The sequence below is a fragment of the Halorussus vallis genome (assembly GCF_024138165.1).
In the GTDB taxonomy this organism is placed as follows: Archaea; Halobacteriota; Halobacteria; order Halobacteriales; family Haladaptataceae; genus Halorussus; species Halorussus vallis.
In genome coordinates this window covers 2344297-2369256 of the sequence record NZ_CP100000.1, presented here as the reverse complement: position 1 = coordinate 2369256, position 24960 = coordinate 2344297, and the positions used below count along the sequence as shown (strand labels likewise).

Below are 24960 nucleotides of genomic sequence, written 5' to 3'. Positions count from 1 at the left end.
GAGCGGTTTCGTCCCCGGCGCCCGTTTCGAGTACCGAGGAGTCCGCCGCTCTCAGGCCGCGAAGAAGAAGCCGAACCTCGCGCGAAGCCGTGGCTGGTCGGCGATACCGCCGGTCCGAGGTTCGGATGGCATACCCGATAGATGACGGTAATCGGTGAAAAGGATTGCGGGAACGGTTCGCACAGTGGCGGAGGAGTCGCAATTCGGACGCTGGTGAGCCGAGAGTCATGGCGCGCGCTGGCGCGGCCGAGGCGGTTTCGGCCGCACCTTCTTCGCGCGAGGGATGACTGAGTGCCCACAGGGCACGACGGAATCGGCTGGGGAGGCGTGTGGCTGTCGCGGTGCGGTGGCGGTCGGCAGGGCGCGAAGCGCCCGCACCAGTACGAGTGCAGAAATCGCACCAAATAGTCGAAGATGCGACTGTGCCGAGACGCATCGCGTCTCGGCACAGTCGCGTGTCCTTTTTTGGTCCAGCTTTTTTCGAGGAGCGGTAGCCGGAGCGCCGAAGGCGCTCACGGCTACCCGACGAAGAAAAAAAGGTGGGCGCTAGAACTCGTCCTGGATGATCTCCAGCGCGCGCTCGCGCTCGTTCCAGTCGACGAACACCGCGACGCTGGTCGCGCTGGTAATGAGGTCGTGGATGGTGATGCGGGCGTCCGAGATGGGGTCGACCAGTCCGCGGATGACCCCCGCGCGGTTCGGGAGTTCGCCCCCGGTGACCCGGATGACCGCGACGTCGTCGTCGACCGTGACGCTCGAGAGTGCGTCGACGTCGATGACCTCGCGGTGGAGGATGTTCTCGGCGCGCTCGGCCTCCTCAGCGTCGACGTAGAAGGTCACCGAGTCCATCCCGCTGGCGACGGCGTCGACGTTGATGTCGCTCTCGCCGAGCGCGGTCGACAGCTCCGAGAGGATGCCCGGCTGGTTGCGGATGGCCCGACCGGCGACGGTCAGGCAGGCAAGCGGCTCCTCGCGCATGTCGATGAGGCTCTCGAACTCGCCGACGACGCTGGTGCCGCCCGCCAGCAAGTCGCCGTGCTGGTAGTGGACGACGCGCACGTCGAGGCGGTCGTCCTTGTAGGAGAGCGCGCTCGGGGCGACGACCTCCGCGCCGCGGAACGAGAGGTTGCGGAGTTCGTCGACCGAGATTTCGGCGACGTTCCGCGCGCCCTCGACGACGTGGGGGTCGCCGGTCATGACGCCCTCGACGTCGGTCACGATGACCACCTCGTCGGCGTCCATGTAGTTACCGAGCATGACGGCCGTGGTGTCCGACCCGCCGCGGCCGAGCGTCGTGACCCCGCCGTCCGGCCCCTCCGCGAGGAACCCGGTGATGACCGGCACCACGCCGTCGAGGTCGGCGGCGAGTTCGGCGGCGGCCTCGCGAGTCCGCTCGGCGTCGACCTCGCCGCGCTCGTCGGTGAACACCGGCCAGCGGTCGCCGCCGGGTTCGAGGAACAGCGCGTCGACCCCGCGGGCGGCGAGGGCGGCCTTCAGCATCCGGACACTGGTGCGCTCGCCCATGCTGACGATTTCGGCGCGGTCGGCCTCCGCGGCGTCGAACTGAATCTCGTCGAGGAGGTCGTCGGTCGTGCTCCCCATCGCGCTGGCGACGACGGCTATCTCGTGGCCGTGCGAGACGGCGTCGGCCACCGAGTCGGCCGCGCGATTGATTCGGTCGCCGGTGCCGAGACTCGTCCCGCCGAACTTCGCGACTACGCGCATGCGACCACCTTCGATTCCGAGAACCCCCGTACGTGACGACTGAGCATGTGAGTGGGTAACTCTGGGGCGCAGATAACTGCTTTCATGTGTGAGAAGCTTGCCAGCGAGTGTGAGTCGTCCGACGCGTCCGAGCGAGAACCGGACGCCTCACTCCCTGCCGCCGGCGTCGCGGCTCCCGTCACCGCTGTCGGCCTCTGTCGCTTCGGGACTCGGCTCCCCGGTTCCTCGTCCGGAGTTCTCGTACCCGTTCGACTGCGGACCGGCCGCGTCGGCGTCGACGTAGTCGCTCAACCGCTCGTTCGGCGACTCGGCGCGGTCGTCCTCGCGGCGTTCGTAGGCCCGCTCTATCTCCTCCAGCGGGTCGAACGCGATCAGTCCGTCGCCGGCGGTGAACTCGTAGGCCGTCCACTCGGGAATCGCCAGGACGCCGTTCATCTTCCGGATGCGGGCGCGCTTGATGAGCGTGTCCTCGACGATGTCGCCGTTGAGTTGGAGGTCCACGATGCCGTCGACGGCGTAGCCGAGGTCGTGGGGGAACATCTCGCGGGGCGGAGCCTCGGACCCGCCCGCGACGGTCCCGCCAGCGAAGATGGGGACGAACCGGCCCTTGCAGACGTCGGCCCGGACGTCCTTGACGAAGTTGTAGGCCTGGACCGGTTGGACGAGCGTACCGAACTCCGTCAGCGAGTCGACGGCGACGATGCCGCGGTCGCTCATGCCCAGCGCTTCGAGGCAGTTGTCGAGTTTGTTCTGAAGTTCGCTCACGTCGCTGGGGTCTCGGATGGTCCGGGTCGCGTCGGCGGTGATGCGGTGGAGGTGGCGGTTCCACTCGTTCATCCGCTCGAACATCCGCTCGCGGTTGCTCACCCGGTAGGTGAAGCAGTCGAGGATGTGTAACTGGTCGGCCTCCAGATACGGCAGGACGTTCCAGTCGAGCGAGAGGAACTGCTCGACCACCGAGATGGGCGGTTCGGTGAACGTGACGAACGCCGCAGGTTCGTCGCGTTCGAGCGCGCGCCAGACGAGTTCGGCCAGTAGCGCGGTGTCCCGCGACCCCTCGTCGCTCGACAGGAGCACGAAGGAGTTGCGGGGGAACCCCTGCGGGAGGAACCGGTCGAGGCCCTCGACGCCGGTTCGGATGCGCCGGAAGCCGTGGTACTCGGTGAACACCCGGTCGCTCTCGGCCATCGCCTCCCGGCAGGTGTCCGAACAGAACTCGTAGACGGTCGACTGGTGTTCGGCCGTCACCGTCCCCTTCGAACACGGAAGTCGACAAAAGTCACAGAGGTCGTCGCGCGCGCCCCCGTCGCCCCGGTCGTCACCGCGGCCTGCGTCCCTGTCGCTCTCGACGATGCTACCGCCGCCAGCGTCCCCGCTGGGACCTGCGTCTCCCCCGTCGCTCCCCGTGTCAGCCATGGGCGCAGTTATGGGCCGGACGGCCAAGAACCTACGCGTCGGAGCGACGCCGCCGGCGGGTCCCCGTCCCCCGTCTCGCGTTTCGTGTCTCGATTCGGCCTCGCCGCCGTCCGCGAGTTTTAACTTCGGCGCGTTCGAAGTGTGAACAATGCGCGTACGCGACGCGGTCGAAGACGACGAGGAGGTACTCGGCGACCTCGCGGACACCCCGGCCGAGGTGATGCGAAACGTGATTCACGACCGAACCGTCCGGGTCGCCGAAGCTGAATCGGACGACGCGGACGACGAGGACCCCGACATCGTCGGGTTCGTCGGCTTCGACGCAGACACCGAATCCGTACTGGTCACCCACCTCCGCGGGTCGGCCGACGCGCGGAATCGCCTGCTCGAAGAGCCGACGCGGTTCGCCCGTAAGGAGGGGATGGCCGTCGAGGTGCTGGTCCCCGAGAGCGAGGCCGAAACCAGGGAGGTGGTCGAAACCGCCGGGTTCGAGGACGTCGGAACCGGCCCACGGTTCGAGAACGACCAGACCGTGAAGTACCGCCTCGACCCGCCTCGGGTCTGAAGCGAGTCGAATTCTCTCGGTCGAAACCCCTTCGTTTCGACTGGAAATAGACGCGCAATCCCCGACGCGTCGCGTCGGGGATTGCGCGCGTTTCGACGGCGGAAGAAGCTCCGCGCATATCCGCGACGCGCCCGTTACGAGAACTGCCGCACCGTCATGTCGAGCGTGTCGAGGTCGAGGATGGGCGCGAACCCGGCGTCGGGGTCGATGTTCACCGACTTCTGGAAGTCAGTCTGGGACTGCCAGCACCCGGAGTTGACCGCGAGTACGTTGTGGTACTTCCCCCAGCCGAGTTTGTGGACGTGGCCGGTGTGGAACACGTCCGGCACGTCGTCCATCACGAGGTAGTCCTTCTCCTCGGGAGCGACGCGGGTTCTGCCGCCGAACTGCGGGGCGACGTGGCGCTTCTTCAGCAATTGGTACATCGCCTTGTGGGGTTCGTCGTAGCTCGCCTTCTCTTCGGGGAGTTCGGCGATGACCTCGTCGAGCGAGGCGCCGTGGTACATCAACACGTCGACGCCCTCGACGGTGACCGTCGAGGGGTTGGCCGAGATGTGGGCGTCGTGGACTGACATAATGTCCCGCAGTTCCTCGTCGAATCCGGGCTGGGGTTCGGCGAGGCGAACCGCGTCGTGGTTGCCCGGGATCATGATTATCTCCACGTCGCCGGGCACCTCTTTCAGGTACTCCGAGAACGCCTCGTACTGCTCGTAGATGTCGATGATATCGAGTTCCTCGTCCTGGTTCGGGTAGACGCCGACGCCCTCGACCATGTCGCCGGCGATGAGCAGGTACTCGACGCGCTCGGCCTCCTCGGTGTGGAGCCAGTTCGCGAACCGCGACCACGCGTCGGCCATGAACTCCTGACTGCCGACGTGGACGTCGCTGATGAGCGCCGCCTGGACGTGGCGGTCTGCGGTCGAGGGTTTGTAGGTCCGGGGCACGTCGGGGAAGTACAGCGAGTCGACGAACAGGATGCCGTCCCCGTCGTCGTTGTCGTTCGACAGCGTCCCCTCGACCGCGATGACCTCGTCGAACAGCAGTTCGTCGACCGCGTCGGCGAACTCGCGGTCCTTCATGACGAGACACGGGAAGGTCCCGCTCGTGTCCTCGAGTTCGATGAGCCAGTGGCCGTTGGCGGTCGATCGGATGTCGCTGACCATGCCGACGATGGCGGTGTCGCCGCCGCCGGGCATCTTCCGAACCGCCGAAGTGGGCCGGGCGTTGACCCGCGAGCGCAACTGCTTCGAGAGTCGCTTGAACCGGTCGCGGAACACCTGCACGAAGTCGTCGTACTCGCCGGTGCCCGTGCTCTGGCCGGTGACATCGCCGTCGATGTCGGTCTCCGGGTCGAACCTCGGGTTCCGCGAGGAGGCGGCGGCATCGCCGGACTCGCTCGCATTTCGGCCGTCGTCCGACACGGAGGCCCCCGCCGACTCGTCCGACCGCGCGCGGTCCGACGGGTCTGCGGCGTCGCCGGGCGAATCGGCCGCGGCGACCGCCGCGGCGGTCGCCGCGGCCGAACCGACCTCGGCCGCTCGGCCGCTCGACGATGCGACGCCGCCGGCGCCGTTTTCGACCCCCTTCGTTTCTACTGGAGAGGCCCGCGTCGTCTCGGCGTTCGAATGAGAATCGGCTCCATTCGAAACCGGGGAGGGGCGTCTGCCCATCTCCTCCAAAATCGAACGGACGTGGTCGGCCGAGAGTTTGAACGCGTCCGCGGGCGCGCGCTCGACCGCGGCTTCGAGCGCGCCCGCGGGGTCGTCGGCGCCCGCGAGGAGCGTCACCGCCTCGCGGTCGGCGTTGTAGCCGCGACTGGTGAGTTCGCTGACGATACGACCGGGCGTCTCCATCGGCACACTCCCTCAGAATCGGGCGCCAATCAAAAACGTGCCGGACCGTTGCCGCCGAGCGTTTCGGGTCGAACGCCGACGTCCGATTCGGCCGCGACTCCGCAATCGAACCCTAACGTGGCCGGAATCCCAACGTTCCGGTCGGCGTGACGACGCCGCGGCCGAGACGCCTCGACGAACAGGTTCGTCACCCACGTCCCGCACCCGGAAAATTGACATCCGCGGAACGGTAAGGTAGGTCCGAATGAGTTCTCCCGGAGACGGTCCCTCGTCGGACAGCGACGGTCCGGACGACGAGGAACCCCGTCGAACGCGGTTCGACGGCGGCGGCAGAGAACGGAGCGCAGACGAGTCGGGGCCACTGGGGTACGTCCGGCGGTTCCGCGACAGCGACAACGAGGCGGTCGTGTTCGTCCGCGAGATGTTGAGTAGCGCCGCCATCGTCATCGCCATCGGCGCTATCCTGTTCGCGGTCAGCGGCGTCTGGCCGCCGATGGTCGCCATCGAGAGCGGGAGCATGGAGCCCAACATGGTGAAGGGCGACCTCGTGTTCATCATGGACGAACATCGGCTCACGCCCGCCGCCGCCCACGACGGGACGGGAGTGGTGACCTATCAGGCCGGGAAGGACGCTGGCTACCGGAAGTTCAACAGCTACGGCGACGTGATAATCTACGAACCAGACGGTCACGGGTACGAGACGCCGATAATCCACCGCGCCAGGTTCTGGGTCAACCAGGGCGAGAACTGGTACGACGAGGCCAACAAGGAGTTCATCGGAAGTAACGTCGACAGCTGTGACGAACTCGCGAACTGCCCCGCCCCGAACGCGGGGTTCATCACGAAGGGCGACCACAACCAGCACTACGACCAGGTCGAACCGATGGACATCAGCGCGCCCGTCAAACCGAGCTGGGTCCGCGGCACGGCCGAAATCCGCATTCCGTACCTCGGGTGGGTCCGCCTGAAATTCTCCGGCGCGGCGTACATCTCCCCCGGAACGACTTGGACTCCCGCGACGGTCGGCACACCCGCAACGGTCGGCGCCTCCCCGGCGTAATTCGGCTTGTTAACTTCCTTCCTGCAACGCACGGTCTACAACCCGTAGCCTCCGGTCCTCGCCTCGCACCGCTCGCGCTCGCCGGCGCAGTCGGTACTCGCCCTTCGTTTCTCGTCGAGAAGTCTCGGCTCAGTTTTCCAGTTCGGATTCCCGGCTCGGTCCCGATTCGGCTCAGTTGTCGAAGCGCGCCTGGACGAACGGCTGGATGTTCTCGATGTCGCCGAGCCGGGAGTCGGACATCAACACCGCCTCGGTTTCGTCGATGGGCACCGAGAGGCTGATCTCCTTCGTCCGGCCGTACCGGCCCTTGCTGACGACCACGGCGTTGACGATGCCGAGCATGTCGAGTTCGCTGATGAGGTCGGTCACCCGGCGCTGGGTCAGCACGTCGGCGTCGATCTCCTCGCAGAGACGCTTGTAGATGTTGTACACCTCGCCGGTGTTGATGTTGTGGACGCCGTTCTTCTCCAGCGAGATGATCGAGAAGAGGACCAGTTTCGACTGGGTGGGAAGGGTGCGGACGACCTCGACGACGCGGTCGAGTTCGATCTTCTCCTGGGCCTTCCGGACGTGCTTCTCGTTGACGCCGTCGGCCTGGTCGCGCTCGGCGAGTTCGCCCGCGGTCCGAAGCAGGTCTAGTGCGCGCCGGGCGTCGCCGTGTTCCTGGGCCGCGAACGCCGCACACAGCGGAATCACGTCGTCGCTGAGCGCGTCGGCCTTGAACGCCACGTCGGCGCGGTGCTGAAGGATGTCCCGGAGCTGGTTGGCGTCGTAGGGCGGGAAGACGATCTCCTCCTCGCCGAGCGACGACTTGACCCGGGGGTCGAGGAAGTCGGTGAACTTCAGGTCGTTGGAGATGCCGATGATCGAAACCCGGGAGTTGTCGAGTTCGGAGTTCATCCGCGAGAGGTTGTACAGCGTGTCGTCGCCCGACTTCTCGACCAGTTTGTCGATCTCGTCGAGCATGATGACGACCACGCGCTCCTCGTAGTCGACCGCCTCGAAGAAGGTGCTGTAGACGCGGTCGGTCGGCCACCCGGTCATCGGCACCGACTCCATCTCGTCGCGGTCGGCCTCGAGTTCGCCGATGCGAGCGTCGACGGCCTCCAGCGAGTCGAACTCGGTGTCGTCGAGCGTCGCCGCGCCGTCGTCGACCGCCTCGCGGAGGTCTTCGAGTTCGGCGATACGGTCGGCGAGGTACTCGCGGTTGTTCTCGATGAACTTGTTCGCCAGTTGGGCGAGCACCCGATACTGCGTGTCGGTGACCTCGCAGTTGATGTACTCGACGTTGCAGGGCACGTCGTACTTCTGCGACGTGCTCTCGAGTTCCTTGCTGACGAACTTCGCGCTCGCGGTCTTGCCGGTCCCCGTCTTGCCGTAGATGAGGATGTTCGACGGCGTCTCGCCCCGGAGCGCGGCGACCAGGATGGTCGCCATGTTGTTGATCTGGTCCTTCCGGTGGGGGAGTTCGTGCGGCGTGTACGACGGCCGCAGCACCTCCTTGTTCTCGAAAATCGGTTCGCCGCTGAGTAGGTCGTCGAACAGACCCTGCTCACCGTCGTCGTCAAGCACGACGTCGTCCAGGCCGACGTTGTCGAAACTTCGGTCTGCGTCGACGTCGACGGCGTCGTCCGTCGGTTCGGTATCTTCGTCGGTCATGCGTTCGTTTCGACCCCTTTGTTTCATGTGGAGACGCGCGGCGCGCAGCAGAATTCCGACGAAACCGACCGAGAGCGCCGGGAATATACGGGGGAGAATGCGCGAGCGCGTCCAGTTGATGCAAGAGAACCAAAGGTCGGGAAGGGTATTAAACTCTTTCTTCTTCTAAGCGAATCCGTCGGAATAGAACTCCGGAAGCAGGAGAGACGCCGTAGGCACAAAGTTCGGAATTGATAGTCGCGGAAAATTTCCGTCGCTCGGTCGAACGGTCGCGATGAATCGCTCGATTTCGGGCTATTTACTCCGAACCGAAAGCCGACTCGACCGATCGAAACTCCCCCCGACTGAGACGAAGATGGCAGGCAAGACGGAAGGTCGACGAGTCACGTCCGAACACAGGGAGGCGAGTGCAGACTGACAGCGCAGAGTTACGGATACGAACGTCGCGAAGTCACTGCGCCACGAAGTCATCGGATCACTAGTGTTACTACGCGTGCGAACCTCGACTGCGTCGTTCTTGGGACGAAGATGATGTGAAAATCGGACGTCCGAAGTCGATGAGGAGCGACGAACCGTTTCGGCGAAACGCGATGGATTCCGCCGGTGATCGACGCCGACCGAGGTCGCCCGCGGTCGCTCGCGGACGCGTTTCGATTACCGTCCGATGAAGTCACAGCAGCGGACGAGTTTCGCGCCTGCAAAGGTTCCGAACCCCAAGGGTGTCGGTTCGAGTCGAAAGAGGAACCGACCCCGAACTTCTCCGGTTTGAACTCCTTCTTCCCCGACTCGGTCGAGAGACGTACGAGTCACACGGTGTCGGCCAATCGAGTGGGGACCCCCATCCCCCTCGTTTCGAGTCGAGCGAGTCATGGATACGTGGGGTCGGACGGCCCGCAGTTCTCGGGGCCGTTCTTCGAGGCCACCGACGTCGAGTTCGTCGCTAGACTTTCCCACTCGGCTAATTTTTCTTCTCATGCAGTGAGGCGTCGTTCCCCCTTCGTTTCTCGTGCGTTACTTCTTCGTCCGTTCTCCGTCGAGCAGGTATCGATTTTATGTTTGCTCTACCGTCGCTTCGCCGGGTTAGGTAGTTCGGAGCAACGAACTTCTCGATAGAAGGTAACCGGAGGACGTTCTGAAGACGAAACAGGGAACTCGAATTCGTCTCGGACGCGGTTGGACTCGTTCGAAGTGGGGTTTTGGTGAGTCGGTGGCGGCTGACGATCCATCGACGAAGGGTGTCGTGACGTTGCCCCACCCCCACCCCTTCGTTTCGGGTGGAACGGCACGGAGGGGAGGGGTGGGCAGACCCGACTCTACAACACGAACCTTTATACCAATAGGAATACAACCATACCCGTAGACCAAGAATAAGGGTTTATTTTTTGGCTTGGTTATGTTGTAGTATCTGATCGCTTCTCGACAGCAGTCGCAACTACGCCCACCCCACCCCGTCTTCCGCCCTCTCCACACGAAACAAAGGGGTGGGGGTGGGGAACGGCCACCCCTTCCCCCTGTCACTCGAGCAATCGTCGAGAGGTAATTCATACCATGGTCCAATCGAGTTGTCATCGCGACGATCAACGACCGCCGAGAAATCATCCGAGTCGACACCGTTTCGAGTTCCCCGCGAGAGGTCCGGAACGACGTATCTGTGGAAGAACACCCCCTCTGTTTCGACTGGAAATCCACCGCTTCGAGCGCTTACGGTGCTGAGTCGTTCGTCTCTCCCGACTAGAGTCGTTATGGACTCGAACGTCCCGCTCAACCCGAAACGGAGGGGATTGGGTCGTACCGAAACGAGAGGTATGACGTGAGAAGAGAGGTGGCGTAAGGGAAGATGAGGGAATACCGATACGGAGACGACGGACCCGAAACGAAGCGGCCGCGACCCCTTTCGAAACGAACCACCCGCGCCGCGGCCGTCACGGCCACCGATGGAAATCGACGTCCTCCTCTTACGCCTGCTATTTACATCCGTTCGGACACGTCATTTTTCGCGAACGTCGTCTGACGTAGATTTAAGTAGGTGGGATAAAGTTGTTCGCGCAACAGCCCCCTCTACGGTTTCTAACGCCGCTAACGGGGTCTGGGAGGTAAGGATGGGACTGTTCACTGGACTCAAAGACAGCATCTCACGTGTCACGGAAAAGCTCTTCTCCGCGCAAGAGCCCAAGCGCATCGGTATATACGGCCCTCCGAACGCCGGTAAGACGACGCTCGCCAATCGCATCGCACGCGACTGGACGGGCGACGCTATCGGTCCGGAGAGCCATATTCCACACGAAACCCGACGCGCTCGGCGAAAGGAGAACGTAGAAATCGAACGGAACGGTCGGACGGTGACCATCGACATCGTCGACACCCCGGGCGTCACCACCAAAGTGGACTACGAGGAGTTCCTCGACCACGACATGCAGAAGGACGACGCCGTCCGTCGTTCCCGCGAGGCCACCGAGGGCGTCGCGGAGGCGATGCACTGGCTCCGCGAGGACGTCGACGGCGTCATATACGTGCTCGACAGCACCACCGACCCGTTCACGCAGGTCAACACGATGCTCATCGGCATCATCGAGAGTCAAGACCTCCCGGTCCTCATTCTCGCCAACAAGACCGACCTCGAGGATTCGAGCGTCCAGCGCATTCGCAACGCGTTCCCGCAACACGAGACGATTCCGCTCTCGGCGCTCGAAGGCGACAACATGGACGAAGTGTACGACAAAGTCGCGGACTACTTCGGGTGATATCATGCCTGAAGTTACCAACGACGACGCGAACAACGGGGTGCAGATCGACCTCATCGGCGCCGACCGGATGGCCGGCATGGCCAGCATGGAGAAGATACGGATGATACTCGACGGCGTCCGCGAGGGCAACATCGTCATCCTCGAGACGGGCCTCTCGCCCGACGAGGAGAGCAAACTCATCGAGGTGACGATGACCGAGATCTCCCCCGACGAGTTCAACGGCATCGAGATAGAGACGTACCCGCGCTCGGAGACGGCCGACCAGAGCTTCCTCGACCGCTTGATGGGCAAGGAGTCGACCCAGAAGCTCACGGTCATCGGTCCGGCCAACCAGATAGAGACGCTCCACAAAGACGAGAACCTCATCAGCGCGCTCGTGTCCCGCAAATAATGCCCCACCAGTGCACCACCTGCGGGCGGACGTTCGCCGACGGCTCGAAGCAGATGCTCTCGGGCTGTCCGGACTGCGGCGGGAACAAGTTCCAGTTCCTGCCGGCGGGAGCCGTAGACGACGGAGGAGCGGGAGCCGGGGGTGCCAGGGCGGGCGGAACCGAACCGAAGAAAGCGCCGGAGCGCTCGCCCGACGCGACCGGGCGAGCACGCGACGCACCCGAAACGAGGGGCGACGCGGGCCGACGGGACGCCGGGTCGAGCGCCGACACCGGCGGGACGTCGAACGCGGTCAACCGCGCGGCGGCCACCGTCCGCGAGTGGGTGAGCCAGCGCGGCGACGACGACCCCTCCGCTTCGAGTCGAAACGCCGCCGCGTCGCGGGACGCCCCCGCGAATTCGAACCGCGGCGCGGTCGGCGGTGCCGACCTCGACGACGCGGAGAACACCGCGCAGGCAAGTGCGCGCCGGGACGTGGTCACCAGGGACGAACTCCCGGACCCAGGCGAGCGACGCGGGGTCGCCGAGGGCGACGCACCCGAAACGGAGGGTAACGTCGTGAGTGCGCCCGACGACCACAACCCCGGACTGGAGGAACTCCGCGAGGAACTCAACAGCCAGTTCGAGAGCATCCGCATCGTCAACCCCGGCCAGTACGAACTCAATCTGATGGAACTGTACGAACGCGAGGAGTACATCATCTCGCTGCGGGAAGACGGCAAGTACGTCATCGAGGTTCCCGACGCCTGGGAGCGCGTCGGCGACCGTTAAGCACCCAGCTTTCGTTCCCACCTTTTTTCTTCGTCGGGTGGCTGCCGGGCCACAGACCCGGCAGCCACCACTCCTCGAAAAAATCTGGACCAAAAAAGGGCACGCGCTGAGGCCGAGTCGCCGTAGCGACTCGGCCTCAGCGCATCTTCCACTACTGGTGCGTTTACCGCCTCTAACTCTGGTGCGGGCGCTTCGCGCCCTGAAACCGCAACCGCCACGCGCTTCCCCAGCCGACTGCGGTCCTCGATTGCTCACTGCGTTCGCAATCTGTGGTCCTCATCCCTTGCACGATGATGGCGCGACACGAGGTCGCGCCAGCGCGCGCCGGGGTGGAAAATCGAACTTTGCGTTCGACCCGAAATCGTCCCCCGAGCTTTAAATCCGAAGCCGGGACCATCCCGTGGTGTGACGGACGACCGCCCCGCTCCGTGACCCCGTTCGACGCCGGCCAGCGCCACACCGCCTTCGATACCACCAATCGCGTCGGCGATGCCAACACTGTTTACAACCGCCTTCGAAATTACCGTAATCGATGTTCGAGGGTGCCAAACGCCGGGCACGGCGGGTCGCGTTCCTCTTTCCCGCCGCGCTCGCGGCGCTCGGCCTGCTCGACCGCGAGAAGGGCGAGGAGGCGTTCGACCTCGCGGTGCCCGTGATGGTCACCGGTGGGATGCGCACCCTACTGCGGGTCGCGGACTTCTTCATGGTCGGCCGGGCGCTCGGCGCCCAGGCGGTCGCGGCGCTCGAACTCGGCTTCCAGTACTTCTTCATCCCGTTCGGCCTCTCGCTGGCGCTGACCAGCGGCACCATCAGCGTCGTCTCGCGCTTCGAGGGCGCGGGCCAGCACGCGAAGGCCAACTTCGCCATCAAGCAGTCGCTGTGGCTCGCGCTCGCCATGGCGCTCCCCATCACCGCCGCGACGTGGGTCTGGGCCGAACCGATGCTCACCGTGCTGACCGACGACCCCACGGTCGTCGAACTTGGCGCGACCTACCTCCGCATCATCATGCTCTCGGTGGCGTTTCGCTTCTGGAGCATGATCGCCGCCCGCGCGCTCGCCGGCGTCGGCGACACCCGGACGCCGATGTACGTCCGCTTGCTCACGCTCCCGACCAACATCGTACTCAACGCCGTCCTCATCTTCGGCTGGGGGCCGTTCCCGTCGCTCGGAGTCGCGGGCGCGGCGTGGGGAACCGCCCTCGCCAACACGCTCGCGGCCGCGCTGTTCACGGCCGCGCTGGTGTCTGGACGCTACTCGGTTCGCTTTCCGCTCGGAGGCGAGCAGTGGGACGCCGATATCGCGCGCGAAATCGTCCGAGTCGGCCTCCCGCTGGCGGGCACGCGGCTCTCGCGCACGCTCGGACGTTTCCCCTTCCTGCTCGTGCTGACCACGCTCGGAACGCCCGTCGTCGCGGCCTACGCCATCGGTCGCCGGGTGATGCTGCTCGCGCTGATGCCGGCCTGGGGCTACTCGACGGCTTCCTCGACGCTCGTCGGCCAGTCCATCGGCGCGGGCGACGACGAGGAGGCGACCGACTACGGCTGGCAGACCCTCCGCATCGCGCTCGTCACGCAACTGCTCATCGGCGCGGTGCTGTTCGCAGCCGCCCGACCCGTCGCCGTCGCGTTCGGCACCGAGCACGTCGACCTCACGGTCGAGTTCGTCCGGGTCTTCGGCCTCGGCGTCGCGGCGTTCAGCGTCTCCCGGACCATGCGCGGCGGACTCCGCGGCGCGGGCGACACGAGTTGGCCCTTCTACGGCGCGTTCGCCGGGACGTACCTGTTCAAGCTCCCGGTCGCGCTCCTCGCGGTCGCACCCGGTGTCGCGCTGTTCGAACTCGCCAGTTGGCGGTTCGCGCCGGGACTCGGCTGGGGCCTCCTCGCGGTGTACGTCGCCATCCTGGGCGACATGTACCTCCGGGCGGTCGTCAACGTCGTCAGGTTCTGGTCCGGGGAGTGGAAGCGAATCGCTCGCGAGTCGGGGGTCGGTGCCGGGGCGGACTGACGGAAGCGAAACTAGGTATTTTAAACGCTCGCGCTCGAATCACCGACCATGAGTACGCCAACGAAGATCGTGGTCGGAACGGTCGGCCTCACGGCCGTGCTTGCGGTCGCACTGCTCCTGAACATCTATCTGGCGGCCTGATGTTCGAGGAACGCTCGCTCCCCGAGGACGTGGCGGGGGTCCGCGAGGCCCACGCCCCGGACGCCGTCGTCCTCGACTGCGGGTCGGACTTCGAGACGCTCGCGCCCGCGCAGGCCGAGGACCTCGGCCTGCTCGTGGACGCCCTCGACCCGCTGTCGTACCCCGAGGAGTGGCTTCCCGAGGATGTGCCCGCGCTCCTCCGGCGGTTCGCCTCGTCGGACTTCACCGTCGGGATGCCGGGCGACGGGAGCGTCGCCTGGACCCGCCAGACCGCCCCGCCGGTCGTCCTCGTGAAGGCGCGAGTCCAAGGGTCGCCCGGGACGTTCGTCGACTTCCTCGTCGCCGAGGCGCTCGTCGGGGTCGGGACCGGACACCCCGAACACTTCCTCGGGTTCTTCGGCGAACGGTACCGCGAACTCGACGCGGCGCTCCCCTTCGACTCGGGGAGCGTCTACCAGATAGCCGCGGCGCTCTACGACGCCTACCTCGGCCTCCACACGCGCGAGACGTTCGCGGAGTGGGACGAGGACGGGAGCGAACCTCGCCCGCGACTCCACGAGGCCTGGGTCGACGCCGGCGAGCGTATCGAACCCAGACTGTCGAGGCTCCCCGCCTCGATGGCCCGCGACGAAACCGACTTCGCCGACGCCGCAGAGTTCGCCTGCAGCGCAGTCAAGCACGGCCTCGACGTACCCGCGCCGTTCGCGGCGCTCGACACCGAAGCGTACCGCGACCACGGCGCGGCATACGCCGTCAAGTGGGCCGAGAAGACGTTCGACTGACCATCCGGTTCGGCCTTGTTAGCACCTCGCACATGCCTTTCCGTGTCCAGCATAACGGTTTAGTCACTCGGAGTTAATTTGATAGTAGGTGCCTCAAATGAGTGACCACTGGGACGTGCGCGGTCAAGCGCACGGATGGGAGGAACAGCTCTACCCCGACGTGGCGGAGGACGACGACTCCGCCGCCGAGGATCGAACGACCGAGTGAGTCCCGAATCGGCCGTCGCGCTGTCGGCGACTTTCTTCGTTTCGTCGCAGATTTTTCGAGAGCGGCGCCTCCGCACGCCGGCGCTCACGTTCTGGTGGTGTCCTCGTTTCGAACCCCAATTCCGAAGACAGCAACGTCCTGAACGCCTCCCGTTGCGATGGACCTGCGTTCCGAACGTTTTCTCCCTTCCGACGCTCACTTCCGAACGCTCAATTCGGCGATCACCTTCGAAACTCGTCCCGAACCCCTTCGTTTCGACTGGAGATTGGCCGCGCCACGAGCGATGTAGCGACGGTTTCAGGGAATCAGCTGAGAGCCGTCGTCGTCGTACACCCGAATCGCGTCCACCGGACAGACGCGGGCGGCCATCTTCGCGTCGAATTCGGCGTCCTCGGGTATCTCGCGGACGAACACGTCCGACTCGTCGTCCTTCTCCTCCGAGTCCCGGAGGTCGGCCTTGCCCTCGTCGCGGTTCTCCTCGAAGGCGTCCCACTCGGCGGTGCACTGGAACATCCCGGTGCAGACGTCGCGGTCGAACTCGATTCGCATGGCTCGGGGTTGGGCGGGCGGGGTCTAATTCCTGCCGGAGTCGTCCATCGGATGTTCGTGGAGTTCGTCGGTGGTTGTCCGATGTTCGGAAAGTACGGGAATGAAATTGCGACAACGACCGCAACCGCGACAGCCAGCACAACCGCGACAGCAACCGCCACTTGCACGATACAACTGAGTACCGCACCGCAACCGCCACCGCAAACCACACGCCTCCCCAGCCGATTCACTCGTTCGCACCGTCGGACCTTCGGTCCGACGACCCTTCGTTCGCTCCGCTCACGAAGACTCCGCTCACTCGCTCATCCCTCGCGCGCATTGGCGCGGCCGAAACCGCCTCGGCCGCGCCAGCGCACGCCGAATCGAAGATTCGGGAAGCGTTCGCCACTCTCCACTCCGTCTTCACCTTCACCCCGGACCCGACAGTTTAAACCAGAAGACGCGCCAAAGGCGGTGTAATGAGTACTTTCGTCTCCGCAAGTGGGTGGTCGCCGTGAAGGTCGAGGACCTCTCCGGACTCCCCGACGGCGTGGTCGACCACTTCCGCGAGCAGGGAATCGAGGAACTGTACCCGCCCCAGGCCGAGGCCGTCGAGGCGGGCGTCACCGACGGCGACAGCGTCGTCGCCAGCGTCCCGACCGCGAGCGGCAAGACGTTCGTCGCCGAACTCGCCATGCTGTCGAGCGTCGCCCGCGGCGGCAAGGCGCTGTACATCGTCCCGCTCCGGGCGCTCGCCTCCGAGAAGAAGGCCGAGTTCGAGGAGTTCGAGCAGTTCGGCGTCTCGGTCGGCGTCTCGACCGGCAACTACGAGAGCGACGGCGACTGGCTGGCCAGCCGAGACATCATCGTCGCGACCAGCGAGAAGGTCGACTCGCTCGTGCGCAACGGCGCCCAGTGGATGGACGACCTGACCTGCGTGGTCGCCGACGAGGTCCACCTCGTCGACTCGAAAAACAGGGGGCCGACCCTCGAAGTCACCCTCGCCAAACTCCGAAAGCTCAACCCCGCGCTCCAGGTCGTCGCGCTCTCGGCGACCGTCGGCAACGCCGACGAGGTCGCCGAGTGGCTCGACGCCGAACTCGTCGACTCGACCTGGCGACCCATCGACCTCCGGGCGGGCGTCCTCTACGGCCAGGCGCTCCACTTCGACGACGGCTCCCAGACCCAAATCTCCCGGGGTAACGAGAAGGCGACCGCCGCGCTCGTCGAGGACACCCTGAGCGACGGCGGGTCGTCGCTCGTGTTCGTCAACTCCCGGCGCAACGCCGAGGCGGCCGCCCGCCGCCTCTCGGACGTGACCCGCGACTACCTCGACGACGACGAACGCAGGAAACTCGCCGAGATCGCCGAGGACATCCGGGCGGTCAGCGACACCGAAACCAGCGACGACCTGGCCGACGCCGTCGAGAAGGGCGCCGCCTTCCACCACGCCGGCCTGGCGAGCGACCACCGCGAGATGGTCGAGGACGCCTTCCGCGACCGCCTCGTGAAGGTCATCTCCGCGACGCCCACGCTCGCGGCCGGGGTCAACACCCCCTCGCGGCGGGTCATCGTCCGCGACTGGCGGCGCTACGACGGCGACGTCGGCGGGATGAAACCCCTCGACGTGCTCGAAGTCCACCAGATGTTCGGCCGGGCAGGCCGACCCGGCCTCGACCCCTACGGCGAGGCGGTGCTCATCGCCAACAGCCACGACGAACTCGACGAACTGTTCGACCGCTACGTCTGGGCCGACCCCGAGGCGGTCCGGTCGAAACTCGCGGCCGAACCCGCGCTCCGGACCCACATCCTCGCGACGGTCGCGTCCGGGTTCGCCGACACCGAGGACGAACTGCTGGAGTTCCTCGAACGCACGCTCTACGCGACCCAGACCGACGAAACCGGCCGGCTCGAAGCCGTCACGAACAACGTCCTCGAGTACCTCGAACGCAACGAGTTCCTCGAACGCGAGGACGGTGGGCTCCGGGCGACCGGACTGGGCCACCGGGTTTCGCAGCTCTACGTCGACCCGATGAGCGCCGCCGAGATAATTCACGGCCTCCGGGACGCCGACGACCGTCCCACGGCGATGGGACTCTTCCACCTCGTCTCGCGCACGCCGGACATGTACGAGCTCTACCTCCGGTCGGGCGATCGCGAGGAGTACACCGAACTCGCCTACGAGCGCGAACCCGAGTTCCTCGGGTCGATGCCCTCTGAGTTCGAGGACCACGCCTTCGAGGACTGGCTCTCGGCACTCAAGACCGCCCGCCTGCTCGAAGACTGGGCCTCCGAACTCGACGAGGACCGCATCACCGAGCGCTACGGCGTCGGCCCGGGCGACATCCGCGGGAAGGTCGAAACCGCCGAGTGGCTGTTGAACGCCGCCGAGCGACTCGCGGCCGAACTCGACCTCGACGCCGGGCCGGCCATCCGCGAGGCCCGAAAGCGCGTCGAGTACGGCGTCGACGAGGAACTGCTGGACCTGGCGGGCGTCCGCGACGTCGGCCGCAAGCGCGCCCGGCGCCTCTACGACGCGGGCATCGAGTCCCGCGCCGACCTTCGGGACGCCGACAAGTCGGTCGTCCTCGGCGCGCTCAAGGGCCGCCGGAAGACCGCCGAGAAGATTCTGGAGAACGTCGGCCGGAAGGACGTCGACCTGGAGGGCGTCCGGGCCTCTGCGGAGGCGAGCGCGAGCGCCGACGCCGACGACGGCGAGGGTCAGCAGAGCCTCGGTGATTTCTCGTGAAGGTCGTCGAGGGCCGCGTCGACGTCGACGACGTGGACGCCTTCCTCGACGACCTCGCCGCCATCGGTGAGGAGTACGACTGCGCGGTGCAGGCGTTCGACGCCGACCTCGTGGCCGGCCGCGACCACCTCGACGCCGCGGTCGAGCGCGCCGACCGGTCGTTCGACCGCGGCGAGAACGTCGCCCGTGACCGCGCGGTCGAGATACTGCTGTACGCCGCGGGTCGCCGCCAGATCAACCGTGCGCTCCGGATGGGCGTCTCGTCGGGCGAAAACGACGTCGCAGTGGTCGTCCACCCGGAGAACGAAACCGACGCGGCCGCCGCTGCGCGGCCGGCCGCGTCGGCGGTCGGCGACCTGCTGACGCCGGCCGAGACGCTCGGGGCCGACCGAATCGACCGCGAGGCCGTCCGGGAGTTCTTCGACGTCGGCGACGCCGAACTCGCCGCGACCGACGCGACGCTCGCCGACCTCGTCTGCGAGCGGGTCGCATTGCTCGACGTGGAGAAGTGAACGGGGTCCCGGCGGGGTAATCCGACGGCGCCGTCGGGGTAGCCAGCAGGGTTACGTGTCTCACGACCCAACCCCGGAACATGGCCGACCGCGACCCAGACCCCGAGCGCGAGCAGCGAAACGCCCGCGAGCGACAGCGCGAGCGAACCGAGAGCGTCGAAACCATGCTCGGCGAGGCCGGCGAGATGCTCGGCGAGCACAAGTACCCCGCGACCAGCGAGGAACTCGCCACCGAGTACGGCGACCAACCGCTGGACCTCCAGAACGAAACCGAGAGCCTCGGGAGCGTCTTCGACCGCCTCGTCGACGAGCGGTTCGAGTCGGCCGAGGAGGCCCGCGAGGCCGTCTACGACGAGATCACCGGCGAGGCCGCCGGTCCCGAGGAGTACAACGACCAGCGCGACCTGCGGGAACTCGACGAGAACGCGGTCGACGAGGAGTCGGACGTCAACTCCAACTGACCGCCCGCCCGTACTTTCCAGTGGAAACGAAGGGGTTTGATAGCGAGAGGGCGGCGGCTCTTTCGAAGGAATTTAAGTCGCACGTTCCGCGCCCGACCCGACGCTTCGGGGCTTCCACCGTTCGGCTCTTCGTTCTTGCGATTCCGAATCGATAACCGATGGCCGCCGAAGTGCCGCGTTCGGTCCTTTCGTTCGACCTTCCAGTTCGCGGTGAATCGTCGATTTCGGCCGCCTCGTGGACTCTAAGCCGCCATGCACTGGCAACCCGTCTGCTCATTCACGTCCGGCCCCTAACTCGGGGTGCGGCGTGAGTGCGGAAAACTGAGACGCTCACACAGACCGAACCATGGCAAGCGAATCCGACATCCAGCACCTGACGGAGTTCGAGCGCAACGACGAAATCGAGGACCTCGGCGACCGGACGCCAGACGACGCCGTGGGCTTCGACCTCTACTACGACGGCCGAGTCGTCAATCCGTGGTCGAAGGGGCCGAACGAACTCGTCCGACTCTACTTCAACGACGACGAGCGCGGCGATAGCTACGTCCCCATCGATTTCGCGGAGAAGATCGAAGACGACGTTCGCTCGACGCCCATCGGACGACCGATGCGGGACGACGACAGCGACCAGAGCCGCGACGACCCCGAGTCGTGGGACGACCTCGACGGCGAGCTCGAGGTCGAACGGGGCGCGGAGATCGGCGGTCACGAGTTCGACCTGCTCCGGTACGCCGACAGTGAGGACGCCGACGGAGAGCGCCAGGTCGTCGTCGCCGCCGAGTTCGACGCGTCCGAGTCGTAACGTTCGACGACCGCCCGGGGCTTTCTACGATTTTCGACCCGGCGTTCGCGGTCCGTGTGCGACCGACGCGAACCCGTTCTGCCGGAGAATTAGGCCGAATCCTTCCCGCCCGTCACGAACTGCGAGACTCGACGCTCGGCGAGTAGCGACGCGAGAATCGGTAGTAGTTCCACCAGGATTCGAACCTGGGTCGTTGCCCCCAGAAGGCAACAGGATTGGCCACTACCCCATGGAACTTCGCATTCCTCCGTACACGCCGGGGGCTTGTAAGCGTTGCGCGTTCGGCCGCCGTGTGCCAATCTCTGGCATCGCCGCCGGCCGAGCGTCGGTGCTGGTCTGACCGGACATCGGCGTCGCTCCATCTGTGCATAAAGCAACGAGTATTTGGACGCTCGTTGCGCACGTTCGTGTATGTACGTCGGACGCTTCGTCGTCGTCGGCCCGAGCATCGCCGCCTACCGAGTCTCCTCGCGGTCGTTCCCGAACCGGAAAGTCGTCGAGCGCGGCGACGCCCTGACCGTCGCGCCGACCGAAGACGCCTCCGAAACCGACAACCCCTACATCTCGTACAACTGCGTTCGCCGCGCCGACGGCGCGGCGAACGCCGACGCCGCGGTGGTCGGCAACGGCTCGCACGTCGACCCCGTCACCGAGAAACTCGAACTGAGCTACCCCGCCCGCGACGCCCTCGCCGAGAGCCTCCTGGCGCTCGACTACGAGAAGGACGACTACGACACGCCCCGCATCGCGGGCGTGCTGACCGACGACTCGGCGTACGTCGGCACCGTCCGAAAGGACGCCCTGCTCGTCCGCGAGGTGTCGGAGCCGACCCTCGTGGCGACCTACGAGAAGGACGCCCCCGAATCGTTCGACTTCGCCGCCGAGACGGCCGCCGAGGCCGCGGGCGAGGCGTACGACCTCGACTTCGAACACACGGTGTGCGCGGCGGGCGTCGCTCGCACCGACGACGGCTTCGCGTTCGCCGTCGAGAACGGCGACCGATAGCTCGCGCCGGCGGGTTTCGGCCCGGAGAGCGGGACGGGTTACTAAGTTTCGCGCGACCGAACCGTCGGACATGAAGGTCGCCGTCCTCTCGGACGTGCACTCGAACCTGGTCGCGCTCGAAGCGGTCCTCGCGGACCTCCCCGACGTGGACGCCGCCGTCTGCGCGGGCGACGTCGTCGGTTACAACCCGTGGCCCGCCGAGTGCGTCGATGTGGTCCGCGACCGCGAAATTCCGACCGTGATGGGCAACCACGACCGAGCGGTTTCCTCGGGTACTTCGTTCGGTTTCAACTCGATGGCGCGGGCAGGTGTGGAACTCTCCCGCAAGCGGCTCTCGACCGACCAGCGGGACTGGCTGGCGGCCCTCCCCGACGAACGCCGGGAGTTCGACGGTCGGGTGAAGGTCGTCCACGGCCACCCCGACGACCCCGACCGCTACACCCGACCCGATGAGTTCTCGGCCGACCTGCTCGGCGACGAGGACGTGATCGTGATGGGTCACACCCACGTCCAGCACCACGAGGTCTACGACGAGGGCGTCGTGATGAACCCCGGGAGCGTCGGCCAGCCCCGGGACCGCGACCCCCGCGCGGCCTACGCGATACTCGACCTCGAAGCCCTCGCCGTGGAGGAGCACCGGGTCGAGTACGACATCGAGGCGGTGCAGGCGGCCGTCGAGGAGGCGGGACTCCCGAGCAAAATCGGTAGTCGGCTCTCCGCGGGACGGTAGCCGACGCGAAAACGAGTTCGAACTGAGCTGCGGCCGCGGCGTCCACACCGAACTGCGAACAGGCGATTACGCGATTTCGTCGTACTGCTCGGAGAGTTTGTCGGCGGCCTCGCCGAGCTGTTCGCGCTCGAACTCGGTGAGGTCCCACTCGACGACCTCCTGGACGCCGCCCGCGCCGAGTTTGACGGGGACGCCGAGCGCGACGTCGTCGTGGCCGTACTCGCCGTCGAGCGTGATGGAACCGGGCAGCACCTCGCCGGTGTCCCGGACGACGGCTTCGACCATGTGGCCGACGCCCGTGGCAGGACCCCACTGGGTCGCGCCCTTCTTCTCGATGACGTTCATCGCGCTGGTCTTGAGTTCCTCGAGAATCTCGTCCTTCTCGTCGTCGTCGAACTCAGGGTCCTTACCGTTGACCCGGACCTTCGAGAACACCGGCACCTGGGCGTCGCCGTGCTCGCCCAGGATGGTCGCCTCGACGTTCCGGACCGGTTCGTCGAAGCGCCGGCTGAGGACGTAGCGGAAGCGCGCCGAGTCGAGGCGGCCGCCGAAGCCGATGACCTTCTCGCGGGCGCGGTCGCCGGTTTCGTAGAGGTGGCGGTTCAGCAGGTCGACCGGGTTCGAGGTGGTGACCGTCACGAAGTCCTCATTGTGCTCGGCGATGGACGAGCCGATGTCCTCCATGATGGGCGCGTTGTCGCCCGCGAGGTCGATGCGGGTCTGGCCGGGCTGGCGCGGAATCCCGGCGGTGATGACGACCACGTCCGACCCGGCGGTGTCCTCGTAGCCACCCTGGCGGACGACCGTGTTGGCGTCGTAGGCCGCGCCGTGGTTGACGTCGGCCGCCTGCCCGACCGTGTCGTCCTCCTTGTCGGGGATGTCCACGAGAACCAGTTCGTCCGCGATATCCCGAAGCGCGATGTTGTACGCCGCCGCGGCGCCGACGGTTCCGGCCGCGCCGACCACGCTGATTTTCGTCATACCACGTAAAAGCCCGCCCGCAAACCCGTTAAGCGCTTCGGAACGACCGAAAAACGGCCGTACGGGACGGCAGACGACGTTTGGCCGTTCGACGTTCGACGTACTTCCGCCGTCCGTCGCCGACCTCACGAGGTCGAGAGCGGGTGGTGGGATTTTTCCGGCCCGCGCACCTCCGGTCGAGTATGAGCAGCGACGATTCCGGCTTCGACAAGGAGGCCGAACGCGAGAAACTCCGGGAGAAGTACGAGGCCGACCAGAAGGACCGCGAGAACACGCGCCGGATGAGCGAACTCCTCCTCCAGGGCGCGACCATGACCGGCAAGCACTGCAACCGGTGTGGCGACCCCATCTTCCGCTACGACGGTCAGGAGTTCTGTCCGACCTGCCAGCAGGCGGGCGAAGCGGCGGCGAACGCCGCAGAGGCGGACGCCGGGACCGCGGCGGCCGACGACGCCGCCGACGAACCGGACCCCGTCGACGCCGACCAGGCCGTCGCTGCGACCGACGTCAGCGAGGACGCCGACGAATCCGGCGACACCGCCGACGAAACCCACGACGGCGCCGACGCCGGCGAGGAACCCCGCGTCGAGATAAACGACGTCCGGGTGGCCGGACGACGCTCCGACCGTTCCGACACGCACTCCGGACCGCCGTCACAGCAGCGGGGCGAAACCGACGCCGAGGGTCGCTCCGACGCCGGCGACGGGAGTCGCGCGCCCCGCGAACGTCGGGGGCGCTCCGCCGGCCGACACCGTCACGGCTCGGACGCTCGACACCGGCACGCAGGCGCGTCCGGTCGTCGGGGCGCGTCGGCGCGCCCCGACGACGCCGGCCCGGAAAGGCACGCCGAGGCCGACCTGAGCGAGGCCCGCGCGACGCTCGTCCGGACCGCGACCGACCTCGCCCGCCGCGCCGAGGCGACCGACGACGTGGCCCGTGCGCGCGAACTGCTCGCGGCCACGCGTGAGGCCGCCGAGGCGCTGGCGGCGCTCGACCGGACGAACCGCTGACCGGCCGCGCCGACCGGACTCTCGCCTCGTGCCGCCCTCCCGGGAAAACCGTTAACTCCGCGCTCGTCCTGACCGTTGACATGGAAGTGCTGGTTCCCATCGACGGTTCGGAGTGCAGTTTCCGGGCGCTGTCGTTCGGCGTTGAGTTCGCCCGGCGGTTCGACGCGTCGCTCCACGTGGTCCACATCACCGACAGCGAAACCGACGCGACCGAGGACATCCTGGAGCGCGCCCGCGAGGTGCTCGCCGAGGAGGACGTCGACTGCGAACCCGAACTCTCGACCGACGTGGGTCTGGAGTTCCGGCCCGCCGACCGGGTCGGCAAGGACATCGTCGACCTGGTCGAGGAGCGCGGCTACGACCACGTGGTCATGGGCCACCACGGCTCGGGAAGCGCGATAGAACGAGCCATTCTCGGAAGTGCGGCCCACACGGTCGTCGAGGAAGAGGCCGTCCCGGTGACCGTCGTTCCGTAAGTCGGTCCCGGTCGGCGTCGCTCGTCGGCTCGGAAATCGAGAGAAATTAGCGCCGCTCGGTCGTCGCGCGTTCGAACCTCGTCCGCGAGCGCGGCGACGGCCCGGCGGGTCGGACGAACTCGCCCAGCCAGACCGACGCGAACTCGACCTCGGGGTCGAGGATGTCCTCGGGGTCGACACGCTCGTGCTGCGGTTCGCCGTAGAGTCGCCGCTCCTCACCGCTCTCGCCGACTTCGTGTCGCGGCGCTCCGTAGAACGTCCGTTCGTCGTCGGGTTCGTCCGTGTCGTGACGCGGCGTACCGTACGGCGAATCGACTGTATTCTCCGTGTCCTCGCCGAAAGACAGTTGAGCTTTCATTTACTCCTCACCTAACGACTCGGTCTCTA

23 protein-coding genes and 1 tRNA gene are annotated in these 24960 nt (G+C 66.3%); 16 read left to right on the top strand and 8 right to left on the bottom strand.

Annotation, left to right across the window (positions count from 1 at the left end; translation table 11 throughout):
- Positions 1 to 546 precede the first annotated feature (546 nt).
- The gene (locus NGM07_RS12010) at positions 547 to 1725 is read right to left on the bottom strand and encodes an aspartate kinase (protein WP_253511730.1); all 1179 of its coding nucleotides are present in this window, start codon (positions 1723 to 1725) and stop codon (positions 547 to 549) included.
- 147 nt (positions 1726 to 1872) lie between these two features.
- On the bottom strand, positions 1873 to 3141 hold the full coding sequence (locus NGM07_RS12005) for an ATPase domain-containing protein (protein WP_253511727.1): 1269 nt from the start codon (positions 3139 to 3141) through the stop codon (positions 1873 to 1875).
- Positions 3142 to 3289: 148 nt separating this feature from the next.
- Between NGM07_RS12005 and NGM07_RS12000 the strand changes: the two genes are divergently transcribed.
- Complete coding sequence (locus tag NGM07_RS12000; protein WP_253511725.1) at positions 3290 to 3706, top strand: hypothetical protein; 417 nt, start codon at positions 3290 to 3292, stop codon at positions 3704 to 3706.
- Positions 3707 to 3840: 134 nt separating this feature from the next.
- Here NGM07_RS12000 and NGM07_RS11995 read toward each other — a convergent pair whose 3' ends face one another.
- Positions 3841 to 5565: a DNA-directed DNA polymerase II small subunit gene (locus tag NGM07_RS11995; RefSeq protein WP_253511722.1), complete on the bottom strand. Its 1725-nt coding sequence runs from the start codon at positions 5563 to 5565 to the stop codon at positions 3841 to 3843.
- Between the two features lie 238 nt (positions 5566 to 5803).
- Between NGM07_RS11995 and NGM07_RS11990 the strand changes: the two genes are divergently transcribed.
- Entirely contained in the window at positions 5804 to 6619 is an 816-nt protein-coding gene (locus NGM07_RS11990) for a S26 family signal peptidase (protein ID WP_253511718.1), read from the top strand.
- A 171-nt stretch (positions 6620 to 6790) separates the two neighbouring features.
- Here the strand turns inward: NGM07_RS11990 and NGM07_RS11985 are convergent, their stop codons facing one another.
- Positions 6791 to 8278: a Cdc6/Cdc18 family protein gene (locus NGM07_RS11985; protein WP_253511715.1), complete on the bottom strand. Its 1488-nt coding sequence runs from the start codon at positions 8276 to 8278 to the stop codon at positions 6791 to 6793.
- Between the two features lie 2099 nt (positions 8279 to 10377).
- Between NGM07_RS11985 and NGM07_RS11980 the strand changes: the two genes are divergently transcribed.
- The 6 genes from NGM07_RS11980 (at position 10378) to NGM07_RS11960 (ending at position 15111) form a co-directional block, all read left to right on the top strand.
- Positions 10378 to 11019, top strand: a complete 642-nt coding sequence (locus NGM07_RS11980) for an Era-like GTP-binding protein (protein WP_253511712.1) — start codon at positions 10378 to 10380, stop codon at positions 11017 to 11019.
- Positions 11020 to 11023: 4 nt separating this feature from the next.
- On the top strand, positions 11024 to 11413 hold the full coding sequence (locus tag NGM07_RS11975; protein ID WP_253511709.1) for a DUF2073 domain-containing protein: 390 nt from the start codon (positions 11024 to 11026) through the stop codon (positions 11411 to 11413).
- A complete protein-coding gene (locus NGM07_RS11970; protein WP_253511706.1) occupies positions 11413 to 12183 on the top strand; it encodes an OapC/ArvC family zinc-ribbon domain-containing protein in 771 nt (256 codons plus the stop codon). Before NGM07_RS11975 ends, NGM07_RS11970 begins: the two co-directional genes overlap by 1 nt.
- Before the next feature lie 532 nt (positions 12184 to 12715).
- A complete protein-coding gene (locus tag NGM07_RS11965) occupies positions 12716 to 14188 on the top strand; it encodes an MATE family efflux transporter (RefSeq protein ID WP_253511703.1) in 1473 nt (490 codons plus the stop codon).
- Between the two features lie 48 nt (positions 14189 to 14236).
- Entirely contained in the window at positions 14237 to 14329 is a 93-nt protein-coding gene (locus tag NGM07_RS25535) for a hypothetical protein (RefSeq protein WP_438267711.1), read from the top strand.
- Entirely contained in the window at positions 14329 to 15111 is a 783-nt protein-coding gene (locus NGM07_RS11960; RefSeq protein WP_253511700.1) for a DUF7089 family protein, read from the top strand. The genes NGM07_RS25535 and NGM07_RS11960 overlap by 1 nt, the downstream gene beginning before the upstream one ends.
- Before the next feature lie 505 nt (positions 15112 to 15616).
- On the opposite strand, the gene NGM07_RS11955 is transcribed toward NGM07_RS11960, so the two are convergent.
- Positions 15617 to 15868, bottom strand: coding sequence for a ferredoxin (locus tag NGM07_RS11955; protein ID WP_253511697.1), 252 nt, complete (start codon positions 15866 to 15868; stop codon positions 15617 to 15619).
- A gap of 493 nt (positions 15869 to 16361) precedes the next feature.
- Here NGM07_RS11955 and NGM07_RS11950 point away from each other — a divergent pair, with 493 nt between their 5' ends.
- The 4 genes from NGM07_RS11950 to NGM07_RS11935 all read left to right on the top strand — a co-directional run bounded on the left by NGM07_RS11950 (position 16362) and on the right by NGM07_RS11935 (position 20371).
- Positions 16362 to 18596: an ATP-dependent DNA helicase gene (locus NGM07_RS11950; RefSeq protein ID WP_253511694.1), complete on the top strand. Its 2235-nt coding sequence runs from the start codon at positions 16362 to 16364 to the stop codon at positions 18594 to 18596.
- Positions 18593 to 19108 carry a KEOPS complex subunit Cgi121 gene (gene cgi121 / locus NGM07_RS11945; RefSeq protein ID WP_253511692.1) on the top strand — a complete coding sequence of 172 codons (516 nt, stop codon included), beginning with the start codon at positions 18593 to 18595 and terminating at the stop codon, positions 19106 to 19108. The genes NGM07_RS11950 and cgi121 overlap by 4 nt, the downstream gene beginning before the upstream one ends.
- A gap of 80 nt (positions 19109 to 19188) precedes the next feature.
- Positions 19189 to 19569 carry a DUF5789 family protein gene (locus NGM07_RS11940; protein WP_253511690.1) on the top strand — a complete coding sequence of 127 codons (381 nt, stop codon included), beginning with the start codon at positions 19189 to 19191 and terminating at the stop codon, positions 19567 to 19569.
- A gap of 346 nt (positions 19570 to 19915) precedes the next feature.
- Positions 19916 to 20371 (top strand): hypothetical protein, encoded by a 456-nt coding sequence (locus tag NGM07_RS11935; RefSeq protein WP_253511687.1) that lies wholly within the window; start codon positions 19916 to 19918, stop codon positions 20369 to 20371.
- Between the two features lie 164 nt (positions 20372 to 20535).
- Here the strand turns inward: NGM07_RS11935 and NGM07_RS11930 are convergent.
- Positions 20536 to 20608 (bottom strand) — tRNA-Gln (locus NGM07_RS11930).
- A gap of 174 nt (positions 20609 to 20782) precedes the next feature.
- Between NGM07_RS11930 and NGM07_RS11925 the strand changes: the two genes are divergently transcribed.
- Complete coding sequence (locus NGM07_RS11925; RefSeq protein WP_253511684.1) at positions 20783 to 21376, top strand: IMP cyclohydrolase; 594 nt, start codon at positions 20783 to 20785, stop codon at positions 21374 to 21376.
- A gap of 70 nt (positions 21377 to 21446) precedes the next feature.
- Positions 21447 to 22106 (top strand): metallophosphoesterase family protein, encoded by a 660-nt coding sequence (locus NGM07_RS11920; protein WP_253511682.1) that lies wholly within the window; start codon positions 21447 to 21449, stop codon positions 22104 to 22106.
- A 66-nt stretch (positions 22107 to 22172) separates the two neighbouring features.
- Here the strand turns inward: NGM07_RS11920 and mdh are convergent, their stop codons facing one another.
- On the bottom strand, positions 22173 to 23087 hold the full coding sequence (mdh, locus tag NGM07_RS11915) for a malate dehydrogenase (protein WP_253511679.1): 915 nt from the start codon (positions 23085 to 23087) through the stop codon (positions 22173 to 22175).
- A gap of 182 nt (positions 23088 to 23269) precedes the next feature.
- Between mdh and NGM07_RS11910 the strand changes: the two genes are divergently transcribed.
- Together NGM07_RS11910 and NGM07_RS11905 are read left to right on the top strand one after the other, a co-directional pair.
- Complete coding sequence (locus NGM07_RS11910; RefSeq protein ID WP_253511676.1) at positions 23270 to 24097, top strand: Sjogren's syndrome/scleroderma autoantigen 1 family protein; 828 nt, start codon at positions 23270 to 23272, stop codon at positions 24095 to 24097.
- Positions 24098 to 24177: 80 nt separating this feature from the next.
- Positions 24178 to 24573 carry a universal stress protein gene (locus tag NGM07_RS11905; protein ID WP_253511674.1) on the top strand — a complete coding sequence of 132 codons (396 nt, stop codon included), beginning with the start codon at positions 24178 to 24180 and terminating at the stop codon, positions 24571 to 24573.
- A gap of 46 nt (positions 24574 to 24619) precedes the next feature.
- Here NGM07_RS11905 and NGM07_RS11900 read toward each other — a convergent pair whose 3' ends face one another.
- A complete protein-coding gene (locus NGM07_RS11900; RefSeq protein ID WP_253511672.1) occupies positions 24620 to 24931 on the bottom strand; it encodes a hypothetical protein in 312 nt (103 codons plus the stop codon).
- Between the last annotated feature and the right edge of the window lie 29 nt (positions 24932 to 24960).